A 13394-nucleotide genomic window follows, 5' to 3' on the forward strand; every position below is an offset into this window, starting at 1 on the left:
GCTGGCCGCTCGGGGCGTTGCGTGAGCTCGCGTCGGTTCAGGGGCGTCGACGGCGACCGGTGCGCTGGCGCGTGCCGGCGACGTTCGACTTCTCCTGGGGAGCCGGCAGCGTCGTCTCGACCGCCAGGTGCGGCGTCGGCACGGCCGAGTGCGGGAACCCCATCGCGGCCACGAACAGCTCTTGGAACCGCGGTTCGATCGCCGTCTCGATCTTCTCGACGCGTCGCACGGCCGCTTCGATCTCGGCGCGCTGGCTCGCTGACACGAGTGCTCTCACCGCGCCGGCGCCGGCGGCGTTGCCGACCGAGCGGACCCGGTCGACCGGGGTGTCGGGGACGAGCCCGAGCACCTTGGCGTAGAGCGGGTCGATGTGGGCGCCGAACGCTCCGGCGAGGCGGATCGACCCGATCAGGCTCGGGTCGTCGATCCTGGCGTGTTCGCACAGCAGGTCGATGCCGGCACGCAACGCAGCCTTCGCGAGTTGGATGGCGCGCACGTCGTCCTGGGTGACGTTGACGTTGTCGGCCGGGTCGTCGGAGTCGCCGAACAGGCGGTAGGAGAACGTCCGACCGTCGGCGAACACGCGGTCGGTCTTCGTCGGGCCGTCGGGTCGAATCGTGCCGTCGGTGTCGATCAACCCGGCGAGGAACAGCTCGCCCATCACCTCGATGATCCCGGAGCCGCAGATGCCGGCGATGTCGAGCGTGCGCGTCTGCATGTCGAACAGCGGGTCGTCCGACCACACGTCGGCGCCGATGACCTTGACGCGTGGTTCGAGCGTGTCGCGGTCGATGCGGACCCGTTCGATCGCGCCCGCGGTCGCACGCATCCCGGCGGAGATCTGCGCTCCTTCGAATGCCGGGCCGGTCGGCGATGAGGCAGCGAGCAGATGCCCGGCGTTGCCGAACACGATCTCGGCGTTGGTGCCGACGTCGACGAGCAACTGCAACTCGTCGCTGCGATGAGGCCCTTCGGCGAGGATCGCAGCAGCGGTGTCGGCACCGACATGACCGGCGATGCAGGGGAGGAGATACACCGACGCGTTCGGAGCGTCGAGGTCGAGGTCGGTCGCGCGGGCCTCGACGGCGGCATCGGTGGCGAGCAGGAACGGGGCTTGACCGAGCGGCGTCGGGTCGATGCCGAGGAGCACGTGGTGCATGATCGGATTGCCGACCAGCGTGATGTCGAGCACGTCGCGGCGAGTGAGCTCGGCGTCGCCGACGAGTTCGCCGATCATCGTGTCGAGCGCCTGGCGAACCGTCCGCGTCAGCTCGACCTCCCCGCCGGGATTCATCATCACGTACGAGACGCGCGACATCAGGTCGTCGCCGAAGCGGATCTGCGGGTTCATCACCCCGTTCGTCGCCAGCACCTCGCCGGTCGCGAGGTCGACGAGGTGCGCGGCGATGGTCGTCGACCCGACGTCGACGGCGATCCCCACCGCTCGGTCGGTGTAGCCGGGGAAGACGGCCACGATCCGCGCCCCGTCGCGAACGGCGACCGTGACGGCGCCGCTCCCGCGTTTGGCGGCGGGCGCCAGTTGGGGAAGCACGTTGGCGTCGATCGAGGTGGCCGAGACCTCGAAGTCGCGCTGGAGTGCCTCGGCGATCTGCTGGTGGAGCCCGCCTCGTTCGCTGTCGAGATCGGTCGTCGGGAGTTCGACGTAGTGGAGCTTGACGATCGGGTCGATGGAGATGTCACCGACATCGACCGACTTGCGCACGATCTGGCGATGCACCTGACTGGCGGCCGGAATCTCGACGACGAGGTCGCCGAGCACGTGGGCAGCGCACCCGAGCCGTTGCCCCTCGGCGATCGGCCGCCGGCCGGTGTAGGCGTCCTCGGTCGAAGTCCACGACGTGATCGAGTCGGGCGTGGACTCGATCTGCCACTTCGAGAACGCTCCGACCGACGGCACGATCTGGCAGCGTCCGCACAGGCCGCGTCCGCCGCACGTCGAGTCGAGATCCGCTCCGGCCGTGCGGGCGGCATCGAGCAACGTGGTTCCGTCGTCGACCGTCACGCTCAACCCCGACGGCGCGAACACCACCCGATGCGTCGACCCGGACGTCATCGCCGACCCCCCGTCTGCGACCGTGTCGGCGGGTCGGTGGGGCAGCACGTGCGGTGGGAGCGCCGGGGTGAGCGCAGGCGGAGCATGAATCAGGAGCCTTCGACGCGGGCTCGACGGCCACCGCGGCGACGCGGGGCGCCGCCGTCGCCGCCGGACGAGCCGGAGGCAGCGGTGCCGCCCTCGCGGTACTCGCCGATCCAGGCGCCGCAATCGCGGTCGTGTCCGGCGAGCACGTCAGCGGCCTTCACCGCAGCTTTCACCTCGGGATGCAGCGGGCTCATGATCGCGGAGGTCATGCCGTTGGAGATCGCCATCGCCAGGAACGTGCCGGTGATGACGTGTCGATTCGGGAGCCCGAAGCTCACGTTCGACGCGCCGCAGGTGGTGTTCACCCCGAGTTCGGTCTGGAGGCGACGAAGGAGTCGGAACACCTGCTGGCCGGCCTGGCCGACGGCGCCGATCGGCATGACGAGCGGGTCGACGACGATGTCGGAGGAGGGGATGCCGTGGTCGGCGGCGCGGTTGACGATCTTGCGGGCAACCTCGAAACGGACGTCGGGGTCCTCCGAGATGCCGGTCTCGTCGTTGGAGATGGCGACGACCGCCGCGCCGTACTTCTTCACCAACGGGAGGACGCGCTCCATCTGTTCGTCTTCGCCGGTCACGGAGTTGATCAGCGGCTTGCCCTGATAGACCGCGCATCCGGCTTCGAGCGCCTCGACGATCGAGGAGTCGATCGACAACGGGACGTCGGTGACCGCCTGCACGAGTTGGATCGCCTGCGCGAGCAGCGCCGGTTCGTCGGCGAGGGGGATGCCAGCGTTGACGTCGAGCATCTGGGCCCCGGCCTCGACCTGGGCGATCGCATCGGCGACGACTCGATCGAAGTTGCCCTCGATCATCTCGGCCGCCAGCAACTTGCGGCCGGTGGGGTTGATGCGCTCGCCGATCATGACGAAGGGTCGGTCGAAGCCGATCACGACCTCGCGGGTGGCGCTGCTGATGACGGTGTCGGTCATGGGGTGTCGCTTTCGGATACTGGAGCGGTGATGCTGGCGTCGCCGGCACCGTTGGGCGTCGACGAGCCAGAGTTCGGATCGGAGTTCGGGTCGACGTTCGGTCCGGGGTTCGGGTCGGAGTTCGGTTCCGATGTGGTGACGGCGCGGCCGTCACCTGAGGATGGTTCGAGTCCGCCGTTGGCGACGAGTGCTTCGAGGCGATCTCGCGGGTACTCGTGCTCGATCTCGGCGCACCAGCGATCGAGTTGGGCCGCGACGTCGCCGTCTCCGATCGGCTGCGACGAGGTTCGCCACTGCTGCACGTAGTCATCGGTGGAGGTCAGGCCAGCAACGGCGGCAGCGCGATCGATGGCGTGCTGGAACCGAGCGTGGAGCAACAGCTTGCTCGACTCCTCGCCGGCCCGGGCACTCAACTGCGCCGGGATGTCACGCCACGAGATGATCGACAGCGACGACGCACTGCGTCGACGACCGCGCCGCGCCACGGTCTGACGTTCGCGCAACTCGCCCTGATCCCGTGCCGACGAGTCGAGCGTGTTGTCGTCGATCTCGCCGTCGATCTCGCGGTGGGTCATCTTGGCCTCCGTCCGACTTCGACGAGGGTGGTCTCCAACTCGCCGTAGCCCGTTCGTTCGATCAGCAACGACAGCCCGAGTCGTTCCGCGGCCGCCTCGGCGTCGGCGACGAGCGTCGCGTCGTCGCTCTGTGCGAGGAAGACGCAACGCGTGTAATTGCCGAAGTACATCGGCAACAGCTCCGGGTGGCGGTCGAGTCCGAGGCCTTCCCACACCATGCGATCGAAGTGCTTGACGAGGAAGTCGGTGAGGTAGAACGACCCGATCTCGGCGTCTTGGATCTCGGCGAACCGAGGCGAGGTGGCGAAGAATTCATAGCAGTGAGCGCCGCCGAGCATCTCGACGCCGTCGTATCCGGCGACCACGGTGTCGAGCAGCCCACCGGTACCGCAGTCGGCGTAGCCGACCAGGATCGGTCGTTCGGGAGCCACGGCCCGGGCTCGATCGATTCGAGCTCGCACGGCGTCGGGTATCTCGCTCGGGCGATTGTGGAGGTTGGCCGGGAGGCATTCGACCGTCAGATCGTCGAGCCCGTTGAGGTCGACGATCGCTTTCAACTCGTGTGCGAGCGCGCCGCAGGCGATCACCAGCACGCCAGGTGTCTCGCTGGAGGTGCGAGATGATGAGGGAGCGGCACGTTCGGACACATCGGCAGACAGGTCGCGCAGCGCCCCGCCCGGCCGTTCGTCGGGCGACCGGTGCGGTGACGAGATCACGCGAACGTCACCCGCTCAGGCCGAGACCGACGGCCCGGCAGGCTCGGGAACACCGCGACGTGCGAGCACCAGCCGTTTTGCCGTCTCGGCGGCGACGGCGGCGTCTCGGCAGTATGCGTCGGCGCCGATCGCGACGCCGAACTCCTCGTTGAGTGGAGCGCCGCCGACCAACACGATGTGGTCGTCGCGCCGACCTTGCTCGATCAGCGTGTCGATGACGACCTTCATGTAGGGCATCGTCGTCGTGAGCAGTGCCGACATCCCGATGATGTCGGGACGATGCTCGTCGATCGCTGCGAGGAACTCGTCGACGTCGGTGTTGATGCCGAGATCGACGACTTCGAACCCGGCACCTTCGAGCATCATCGCCACGAGGTTCTTGCCGATGTCGTGGATGTCGCCCTTGACGGTGCCGATGACGACCTTGCCGATCGACTCGACCCCGGTCTCGGCCAGCAGCGGGCGAAGCAGTTCCATGCCTGCCTTCATGGCGTTGGCCGACAGGAGCACTTCGGGGACGAAGAGGATGCCGTCGCGGAAGTCGTTGCCGACGATGCGCATCGCTTCGACCAACGCCACGTTCAGGACCTTCTCGGCGCTCCAGCCTCGGTCGAGCAGGATCGCCGTGCCTTCGGCGATCTCCTCTTTGAGTCCGTCGTAGAGGTCGTCGTGCATCTGCAAGACGAGATCGTCGTCGTCGAGAGTGGCGAGATCGATGTCGTCGTCGCCGGGCATGACGTTGTCGTCGCTCATGTGAGCACCCCCAGAGGATGAGGACAGGGCAGCCGCGTGTGGCCACCCTGCTCCGCGTTGCGGAACGGTTGGAAGATCCACATCGCCAGACCCCTCTGGGTCGACCCCTCTGGGAGGCGTGCACGACCATGCTACCGCGGGTCGCCGTCCGTCGGCCACCGTCTGACCAGAACACCGGACCGGCGGTCACGGCGAGGCCCGACATCGCCAGCGACATCGCCAGCGAGACCGCCAGGGAGATCGCGGTGCCGCCGGGTCTCAGACTCCAGGTCTGCATTGCTACGGTGAGCGTGCTCCGGCGACCCGCGTGATCGATGACGACGCATGGCCGTCGACGGGAACGAAGAACGCTGCGAACATCGACGACGGCGAACAGACCACAGGAAAGGTCGGGAGGGATACATGCCAAGTGAGCAGTGGCGGCGACACGATGTCGTCGCGCGCCTCACCGGCCACCTCACCGAAACCGGGGCCGAGCGTCGTTCGATCGTGATGCGCGGCCCGGCTGGCATCGGCAAGTCGTATCTCGCGAGAGCCGTTGCGTCGTCGTTGGCAACGGCAGGAGTCCCGGTCCGGCGTGCTGCGGGCGGCGCAGCGCAACGACACCTGGCGTTCGGCGCACTCGTGCATCTCCTCGATGTCGACGACACGCCGATCTCGATCGAGTTCGAGTTGATCCAGCGGCTGCGCTCCGCCCTGATCGCTCAAGCAGCGACGGCAGTCCTCGTCGTCGACGACGTGGCACTCCTCGACGATCAGTCCGCCGGGCTGATCGAGAGCGTCATGCTGCAGGGAGACGTCGTGGTGCTCGCCACCGAGCGCACCCTGTTGGGAGGCGAGGTCCACGAGCACAACTTGTCGAGCGCGCTGCGGGCGCACGCCGAAGTCGTCGAGGTACCGCCGCTGACCGATGACGAGGTGATGTCGATGGTCGTCGGATGGCTCGGGCCCGGCGAGTTGAGCTCGATCCGCCGGCTCGGCGCGCGCAGCCAGGGCAACCCGATGGTGCTGCGCGAGCTCGTGTCAGCGGCGCAGGCGGCAGGAGCGGTCGTGGAACGCGACGGCCTGTGGCATCTCGAGGACTTCCGGGCATCGGGTCATTCGATCGATCGCCTGGTTCGAGAGCACCTCGATCGTCTCAGCGAGAGCGAATGGGAGCTGCTGCGATGTCTTGCGGTGGCCGAAACCCTGCCGCGGCGTGTGGCCGCCCGGATCGACGTCGAGTCGCTCGAGCATCTCGAACGCGTCGGATTGCTGCGCAGCGACCCGACCGTGATCGGCCAGCGGCTCTACGGAGAGGTCATCTTGGATTCGCTCTCGCCGGAACAGATCCGTCGGGTGTGTTCCAAGCTGGTCTCGGCGATCGGCCCGGACGACGCCGTCGATGCCGCTCGCCTCGGATCGTGGTTGTTGCGCGCCGAGCACGAACTCGATCCGGGTCTTGCTCGGCGCGGCGCTGCGCTCGCGCTCGCCCGCTGGGAGAACGACCTCGCACGTCGCTTGATCCTGTCGATCGCCGAGCCGGAGACCTGCGACCTCGTGCAGTTGATCTGGGCGCATGCCAACGTCGGCAACCTCGACGAGGCCGTCGCGGCGTCGCAGCACGCTCGCTCCGTGGCGTCCACCGATGCCGAGATCGTCGCCGCCGGTCTCGCAACCGCGGAGTTGTGGGCGCTCCAACTCCATCGTCGCAACGAGGCCTACGCCATGCTGGCCGACCTGCGCGGTCGCGTCGACGACCCGGCGTTGCTCGCGAAGATCGATGCCGCGACATCGCTCTATTCGCGGATGACGGGCAATCGCCACCTCGCCGCGGCGTCGGCCCAGTCTGCGTCATCGGCACGTGTCGACGACGACGCCGCGGTGACAGCAGTGCTGCTCGGCACCGCCTTCGACAAGGTGTTCGGCGGACGTTTCGACGAGGCCGAAGACCCGATCCGGAGAGGGTTGGTGTTGGCCGAGCAGCGCAGCGAGCGACACATCATCGTGCGATTCGAGATCGCAGAGGCACTGCGGTGCCTGCTGTCGGGACGGACCGAGCGCAGTCGGGCGCTGGTGTCCGACGCCCTCGCGCTCGCCGATCTCGCCGGTGTACGACCGGCGCACGTGGTCTGGCTCGGCCTCGCATCGCAGCTCGCGCAGTTGGATGGCGACTTCGAGGTGGCGCAGCGACGAGCTCGCGAGGCGGTACGTGCGGGAGATCTCGTCGACGACTTCGGTGCGGCCGGGTTCGTCCGCGGTGATTTGTGTGCGTTGGAGATCGAGTTCGGCGCGACCAGTGAGACCTGCGACGGTTCGAGCCGTATCGGCCTTGCGCGTGCGCAGGTTCGACTCGCCGATGTGGCCGACGCCGACGACCTCGCGGCGGGGCTGGCGAACGAGACGGCTGAGTCGGGATATGGGCTCTGGGCGCCGTGGGTGGCGTGGGAGGCAGTGCGCCGTGGCCCGGCGCCGCGTTGCTCGTCGGCGCTGCAGAACTGGGCGGACGACGTCGAGGGCCCCGTGGTGACGGCACTCGCCGAGCACGCGATGGCCGTCGTCGACGACGACTGGCGTCGGGCTCGCGCCGCTGCTCACGCACTGCTCGCGATCGGTTTCGTCACGCCGAGCTTCGACGCGTTGCTCGCTGCTGCCGAGATCCGAAGCCGCACCGAACCCGCCAGCTCGGAAGTTCGGCGATTCGTGCTCGAACTCGCAGCGCTCGCCGCGCGCATCGTTCCGGGGTTGCCACCGCGGCTCGCCGCACGCCTCGCTGACGTCGATGCTGCTTGCGACATGCCGAGCGAGCGTCAGTTGGAGATCGCCCGGCTGGCAGCGTCGGGACGAGCGAGCAAGGAGATCGCCGCCGAGTTGGTGGTCTCGGTCCGAACCGTCGACAACCACTTGGCGGCGGTCTACCGGATGTTCGACGTGTCGGGCCGCCACGAACTCGCGGCGCTCGAGCTCGGTGATCACCCCGGCGCGCTGCGGCGCCCCTGACAGCCTGGTCCGGGGGCGAGACCCGAGACTCGACGACGAGGAACCGGACACGTCGAACGTGACATGAGGCCCAAGAACGACGGTGCGAGTTTGGGAATGAATTCACGAGCCCTGGTATCTTCGGGGCTCGTATGTCGGTCTTTCTCCGCGATTATCTGAATGTCGTCTGGTTCGGAGCGGCCGCACTGCTGATCGGTGGGCTCTTGCTGGGCCTCGCCGCCGCCGTGCGTCCGACGAAGCCGTCGGCCGAGAAATACATCGCCTACGAGTCGGGTGTCGACCCGGTGGGCATGGGCTGGTCACAGAGCCAGATCCGCTACTACGTGTTCGCGCTGCTCTTCGTCATCTTCGACATCGAGGCGGTGTTCTTGTTCCCGTGGGCTGCGAACATCGAGCGCTATGGCACCTTCGGCCTCGTCGTGATGCTGGTGTTCATCTTCTTGCTGCTCGACGGATTGTTCTACGCGTGGAAGCGAGGGCTGCTCCGGTGGGTGTGATCGCTCGGATCGACGCCACACTGGAACCTGTCGCCCTGCAGCTCAGCGAGACGATCACCGTCGAGCCTGTCGCAGCGCGAGCCACCGCACGAACCGCCGCACGAACCGCCGCACGAACCGCAGAGATGGAGCACTGACATGGGTCTGGTCGACAAAGGTCGAATGCCGGCACCGCTCACCAAGCTCTTCAACATGAGCCGCTCGTACAGCTTGTGGGTGTACCAATGGGGTCTCGCCTGCTGCGCCATCGAGATGGGCGCCGCGTTCGGGTCGCCGCGCTACGACGTGATGCGTCTCGGCGTGATCCCGCTGCCGGCGAGCCCCCGCCAGGCCGACTTCGTCTGCGTGTCGGGCACGGTCACCGACAAGATGGCGCCCGCCGTGAAGCGCCTCTGGGAACAGATGCCCGAGCCCAAGTACGCCATTTCGATGGGTTCGTGCGCCAATTGCGGCGGCCCCTACTGGGACTCGTACTCGGTGACGAAGGGCGTCGACCAGATCATCCCGATCGACGTCTACGTGCCGGGCTGCCCGCCCCGCCCCGAGGCGCTGCTCGAAGGCATCGTGCTGCTCCAGCAGCGCATCAAGAACGAAGACATGCAGGCCAAGTGGAAGGGCGATGAGTTCACCACGTTGCAGGCCAAGCGAGCCGCCGAGCGCGGCGAACTCTCGGCGGGAGTGCCGACCGGGGCCACGACGCACGACATCTCGACCGATCCGCAGCCGATTCCGGCGCGAAACCGGCCCGAGCCGATCGTGGTGGGCGGTGGCCCCATTGAGTGACACCAGCACCCCGAACACCGACGCCAGCGACGCGCCACAGGCGCTGCCCGGCGACGGACTGCGCGAAGGCATCGTCGACGACCTGCGTAACCGGATCGGCGATCACCTGCTCGAGTTCCACATCGTGCCCAACGACGATCTGTTCGTCCGGGTCGCGAGCGACGCGTGGGTCGAGACCGGCGCTGCGCTCAAGGCGGCCGGGTTCACCTGGTTCGGCTTCCTGTCGGCGATCGACTGGATGCCGTCGCCGTACGGCAAGGGCGAAGAGGATCCGACCGTTCCCAAAGAACCGATCGACATGACCATCAAGCAGGGCATCTGCGGCGGCGAGACCCGCATGCAGGTGTTCGCTCGCCTGACCGACATCGACCGCCATGTCGGTATCACGATCAAGGCCGACGTGCCCGATCCCGCAGACGGCGAGTCGCCGGTGATGGATTCGTGGACCGGGCTGTTCGCCGGCGCCAACTGGCATGAGCGCGAGTGCCACGAGATGTTCGGTATCGGCTTCAACGGTCACCCCGATCTGCGCAACATGTATCTGCCGGGCGACTTCGAAGGCCATCCTCTGAAGAAGGACTTCCCACTGCTGGCGCGCATGGTGAAGCCGTGGCCGGGCATCGTCGACGTCGAGCCGATGCCCGAGCAGGACGAACCCGATACCGACGCCCCGGCCGCCGACCCCGACGCGGGCAGCACCGACGCGAGCAGCACCCCCGAAGGTGAGGAATCCTGATGGCGTCGACCATGTCCGACCGTCAACAACTGAGCTACATCGCCAGCCAGGCCGCCGACGCGCGCCTCAACGTCGAACTCGAAACCGAGGGGATGACCCTCAACATCGGCCCGCAGCATCCCGCCACCCACGGCACGCTGCGCATCATCGCCCGCCTCGACGGCGAGCAGGTGGTGTGGGCCGAGCCGTCGGCTGGCTACATGCACCGCGGGTACGAAAAGCTCACCGAGGTCCGCACGTTCCCCCAGGTCACCACGCTGATCAACCGCATCGACTGGCTCGGCAGTTTCGCCAACGAGGTGCCGTTCATCCTCGCTGCCGAGAAGCTGATGGAGATCGAAGCGCCGCCGCGTGCGCAGATGATCCGTACGATCCTGTTCGAGCTCAGCCGCATCGCGAACGTGTCGCTGTTCCTCGGCGATCTCGGTGTGCAGATGGGCGCCATCACGCCGGTGTTCTTGGCCTTCCGTGACCGCGAGTACGTGCTCAACCTCATCGAAGGCGCCACCGGCGGTCGGTTCCATCCGAACTTCGACCGCATCGGGGGCCTGAAAGACGACCTGCCGAAGGGCTGGATCGACGAGACCAAGCAGGTCATGCAGAAGCTGATCGGCTTCTGCGACGAGATCGAAGACCTGCTGTTCGGCAACGAGATCTTCCAGAGCCGCATGCGTGGCATCGGCGTGATCCCTGCCGACGTCGCCAAGGGCTACGGCCTGTCGGGAGCCAACCTGCGTGCCAGCGGCGTCGACTACGACCTGCGCCGCGACGTGCCCGTCGGGCTCGCCTGGGACCAAGCCGACTGGAAGGTCTGGACCCACCCCGACGGCGACTCGTGGGCCCGCTGCTGGGTCCGTCTCCAGGAGACGCGCGAGTCCTGCAAGATCGTGCAGCAGTTGGTCGAGCAGATCCCGGCGGGTCCGATCATGACCAAGGTGCCGCGCATCATCAAGGTGCCCGAAGGCGAGGCGTATGTCTCGACCGAGAACCCGCTCGGGGAGATGGGCTACTACGTCGTGTCGAAGGGAGACCTCGGCCCGTTCCGTGTCAAGATCCGCTCGGCGAGCTTCAACAACATTTCGATCACCCCGTGGGTGCTCAAGGGCGTCTACGTTCCTGACATCATCACGATTCTCGCCTCGCTCTACTTCATCCTCGGAGACATCGACCGCTGATGAGTCAACTCGCCATTGAGATCCCGTACTGGGGTCAATCCATTTTCCGCGTCGTCGGTGGGCTCGTCGCGGTGCTGCTCCCCGCGGGCGGCATCGTGTACCTGTTCCTGTTCAAGATGATGTCGTTCATGCAGAGCCGTCTCGGCCCGATGGAAGCCGGCCCGTACGGGTCGATGCAGCTGCTCGCCGAAGTCGGCAAGTGGATGCAGAAGGAAGACATCGCGCCAGACAACGCCGACAAGCCGATCTTCAAGATCGCGCCGCTGATCGTCTTGCTGTCGACGTTCCTGCTGATCGTCGTCGTGCCGTTCGGGCCCGACGCCTACTTCACCAACTTCGACACCGGGGTCTTCTACTTCCTCGCGGTCGGCTCGATCAGCGTGCTCGGCATCTTGCTCGCCGGTTGGGCGAGCGCCAACAAGTACTCGCTGCTCGGTGGTCTCCGAGCCGCGGGCCAGTTGATCGCCTACGAACTGCCGATGGTGCTCGCCACCCTCGGCGTCGTCATCCAGGCGGGGTCGATGAACCTCAACCGGATCGTCGAAGTCCAGAACACCGGTGAGATCTTCGGTGTGGGCTTCCTCGGCAACCCGTTCATCCTCACCCAGTTCGTCGGCTTCATGATCTTCATGATCGCCGTGCAGGCCGAATTGACCCAGGCCCCGTTCGACATGCCGATCGCCGAGTCCGAGCTCGTGTCGGGCTACATGACCGAGTACACCGGGTTCCGGTTCCTGATCTTCTTCATCGCGGAGTTCGCGACGGCGGGTGTGTTCGCCTTCATCGCCTCGGTGTTGTTCCTCGGCGGCTGGGGTGTTCCGTTCCAGTGGTTCGGTTGGGAGAACCTCGACGAGGTCGCCTGGTGGATGAACCTGGTCGGCCCGCTCATCCTCGCCACGAAGATGTTCATCCTCGTCGGGATCATCATGTGGGTGCGCTTCAGCTACCCGCGCTTCCGTGAAGACCAACTCCAGACCTTCGCCTGGAAGTTCCTGATCCCGATCTCGCTGGCCAACATCGCCGTCACGGCGATCCTGAAAGTTGCGATCTGATGCCCAAGGTTCCCGGTCTCGTCAAAGGTCTCGGTGTCACGATGGGCACCATGTTCCGCACCGTCAAGGACGGCGCGAACACCGTGCAGTACCCGCACGAGAAAGAAGCACCGCCGGTTCGTGCGCGCGGCGTGATCGCGCTGCACGAGGAGAATTGCACCGCGTGCATGCTGTGCTCGCGCAGCTGCCCCGACTGGTGCATCTACATCGAAGGCCACAAGCAGCTCGCGCCGCCTCGTCGCGCCGGTGGCAAGCCGCGTCAGGTCAACCACCTCGACCGTTTCGACATCGACTACGCGCTCTGCATGTACTGCGGTATCTGCGTCGAGGTGTGCCCGTTCGACGCGCTGTTCTGGAGCCCCGAGTACGAGTACTCCGAGCCCAAGATCGCCGACCTGCTGCACGACAAGACCAAGCTCGGTGAGTGGATGGAGACGGTGCCGGAGGCACCCGAACTCGAAGCCGGGGCGAAGAAGTGAGTCTCGCCCTCCTGGCCGCGGACGACGTCAACGTCGCCCAGAACGTCGCGTTCGGCATCATCGCGGCGATCATGATCTTCGCTGCGCTCAGCGTCGTCACGACGAAGAACGTCGTGCATGCCGCGCTGTGGCTGGTCACGGTGCTCGGCGGCGTCGCCGCGCAGTACATTCTCGCCGCGGCCGAGTTCGTCGCCGTGTCGCAGGTGATGGTCTACATCGGTGCGGTCATGGTGCTGTTCTTGTTCGGCATCATGTTGACCCGGGCTCGCATCGGCGCCGACGAGGGGCTCAACAACTCGACCTGGGCGCTGGGCATCCCGGTCGCCGCGTTGCTGCTCGGACTCCTCGCCTACGTGGTCCTCGACGCCGTCGAGGACACGACGATCCGTGAACCGCAGTTGACCGGCGCGAACAACGAGGCCACACTCGAGATCGCCGACCGGATCCTGTCGCCGTATCTGGTGCCGTTCTTCGGTATGACCTTCGTCCTGCTCGCGGCTGCCATCGGCGCCATCGTCCTGGCCCGGAAGGACTGACGGGAACCGCTCATGCTTGC

13 protein-coding genes are annotated in these 13394 nt (G+C 66.7%); 8 read left to right on the forward strand and 5 right to left on the reverse strand.

The features are described 5' to 3' along the window. Positions 1–37: 37 nt before the first annotated feature. The 5 genes from ACE37B_RS15950 to ACE37B_RS15970 all read right to left on the reverse strand — a co-directional run bounded on the left by ACE37B_RS15950 (position 38) and on the right by ACE37B_RS15970 (position 5137). Positions 38–2074, reverse strand: coding sequence for an ASKHA domain-containing protein (locus ACE37B_RS15950; protein ID WP_409924312.1), 2037 nt, complete (start codon positions 2072–2074; stop codon positions 38–40). 89 nt (positions 2075–2163) lie between these two features. Next, positions 2164–3093 (reverse strand): dihydropteroate synthase, encoded by a 930-nt coding sequence (locus ACE37B_RS15955; protein ID WP_409924313.1) that lies wholly within the window; start codon positions 3091–3093, stop codon positions 2164–2166. Further along, complete coding sequence (locus ACE37B_RS15960) at positions 3090–3668, reverse strand: virulence factor (protein ID WP_409924314.1); 579 nt, start codon at positions 3666–3668, stop codon at positions 3090–3092. The genes ACE37B_RS15955 and ACE37B_RS15960 overlap by 4 nt, the downstream gene beginning before the upstream one ends. Beyond that, positions 3665–4384, reverse strand: coding sequence for a DUF1638 domain-containing protein (locus ACE37B_RS15965; RefSeq protein WP_409924315.1), 720 nt, complete (start codon positions 4382–4384; stop codon positions 3665–3667). The genes ACE37B_RS15960 and ACE37B_RS15965 overlap by 4 nt, the downstream gene beginning before the upstream one ends. Before the next feature lie 15 nt (positions 4385–4399). Then, positions 4400–5137 (reverse strand): corrinoid protein, encoded by a 738-nt coding sequence (locus ACE37B_RS15970; RefSeq protein ID WP_409924316.1) that lies wholly within the window; start codon positions 5135–5137, stop codon positions 4400–4402. Positions 5138–5539: 402 nt separating this feature from the next. Between ACE37B_RS15970 and ACE37B_RS15975 the strand changes: the two genes are divergently transcribed. The 8 genes from ACE37B_RS15975 (at position 5540) to ACE37B_RS16010 (ending at position 13374) form a co-directional block, all read left to right on the forward strand. Beyond that, positions 5540–8116 carry a LuxR C-terminal-related transcriptional regulator gene (locus ACE37B_RS15975; protein ID WP_409924317.1) on the forward strand — a complete coding sequence of 859 codons (2577 nt, stop codon included), beginning with the start codon at positions 5540–5542 and terminating at the stop codon, positions 8114–8116. Positions 8117–8247: 131 nt separating this feature from the next. Next, positions 8248–8613 carry an NADH-quinone oxidoreductase subunit A gene (locus tag ACE37B_RS15980; protein WP_409924318.1) on the forward strand — a complete coding sequence of 122 codons (366 nt, stop codon included), beginning with the start codon at positions 8248–8250 and terminating at the stop codon, positions 8611–8613. A gap of 138 nt (positions 8614–8751) precedes the next feature. Continuing rightward, a complete protein-coding gene (locus tag ACE37B_RS15985) occupies positions 8752–9396 on the forward strand; it encodes an NADH-quinone oxidoreductase subunit B (protein ID WP_409924319.1) in 645 nt (214 codons plus the stop codon). After that, positions 9389–10132 carry an NADH-quinone oxidoreductase subunit C gene (locus ACE37B_RS15990; protein WP_409924320.1) on the forward strand — a complete coding sequence of 248 codons (744 nt, stop codon included), beginning with the start codon at positions 9389–9391 and terminating at the stop codon, positions 10130–10132. The genes ACE37B_RS15985 and ACE37B_RS15990 overlap by 8 nt, the downstream gene beginning before the upstream one ends. Further along, on the forward strand, positions 10132–11307 hold the full coding sequence (locus ACE37B_RS15995; RefSeq protein ID WP_409924321.1) for an NADH-quinone oxidoreductase subunit D: 1176 nt from the start codon (positions 10132–10134) through the stop codon (positions 11305–11307). The genes ACE37B_RS15990 and ACE37B_RS15995 overlap by 1 nt, the downstream gene beginning before the upstream one ends. Then, positions 11307–12359 carry a complex I subunit 1/NuoH family protein gene (locus ACE37B_RS16000; RefSeq protein ID WP_409924322.1) on the forward strand — a complete coding sequence of 351 codons (1053 nt, stop codon included), beginning with the start codon at positions 11307–11309 and terminating at the stop codon, positions 12357–12359. Before ACE37B_RS15995 ends, ACE37B_RS16000 begins: the two co-directional genes overlap by 1 nt. Continuing rightward, on the forward strand, positions 12359–12838 hold the full coding sequence (locus ACE37B_RS16005; protein WP_409924323.1) for a NuoI/complex I 23 kDa subunit family protein: 480 nt from the start codon (positions 12359–12361) through the stop codon (positions 12836–12838). Before ACE37B_RS16000 ends, ACE37B_RS16005 begins: the two co-directional genes overlap by 1 nt. Further along, positions 12835–13374, forward strand: coding sequence for an NADH-quinone oxidoreductase subunit J (locus ACE37B_RS16010; RefSeq protein WP_409924324.1), 540 nt, complete (start codon positions 12835–12837; stop codon positions 13372–13374). The genes ACE37B_RS16005 and ACE37B_RS16010 overlap by 4 nt, the downstream gene beginning before the upstream one ends. Positions 13375–13394: the final 20 nt, after the last annotated feature.

Origin of the sequence: Ilumatobacter sp., from assembly GCF_046290335.1 — a bacterium.
In the GTDB taxonomy this organism is placed as follows: Bacteria; Actinomycetota; Acidimicrobiia; order Acidimicrobiales; family Ilumatobacteraceae; genus Ilumatobacter_A.

Coding starts and splice junctions, on each gene's coding strand:
- ACE37B_RS15950 (WP_409924312.1), bottom strand. CDS start 2,074: ATGACGTCCGGGTCGACGCATCGGGTGGTGTTCGCGCCGTCGGGGTTG.
- ACE37B_RS15975 (WP_409924317.1), top strand. CDS start 5,540: ATGCCAAGTGAGCAGTGGCGGCGACACGATGTCGTCGCGCGCCTCACC.
- ACE37B_RS15995 (WP_409924321.1), top strand. CDS start 10,132: ATGGCGTCGACCATGTCCGACCGTCAACAACTGAGCTACATCGCCAGC.
- ACE37B_RS15980 (WP_409924318.1), top strand. CDS start 8,248: ATGTCGGTCTTTCTCCGCGATTATCTGAATGTCGTCTGGTTCGGAGCG.
- ACE37B_RS15970 (WP_409924316.1), bottom strand. CDS start 5,137: ATGAGCGACGACAACGTCATGCCCGGCGACGACGACATCGATCTCGCC.
- ACE37B_RS16000 (WP_409924322.1), top strand. CDS start 11,307: ATGAGTCAACTCGCCATTGAGATCCCGTACTGGGGTCAATCCATTTTC.
- ACE37B_RS16005 (WP_409924323.1), top strand. CDS start 12,359: ATGCCCAAGGTTCCCGGTCTCGTCAAAGGTCTCGGTGTCACGATGGGC.
- ACE37B_RS15985 (WP_409924319.1), top strand. CDS start 8,752: ATGGGTCTGGTCGACAAAGGTCGAATGCCGGCACCGCTCACCAAGCTC.
- ACE37B_RS15955 (WP_409924313.1), bottom strand. CDS start 3,093: ATGACCGACACCGTCATCAGCAGCGCCACCCGCGAGGTCGTGATCGGC.
- ACE37B_RS15960 (WP_409924314.1), bottom strand. CDS start 3,668: ATGACCCACCGCGAGATCGACGGCGAGATCGACGACAACACGCTCGAC.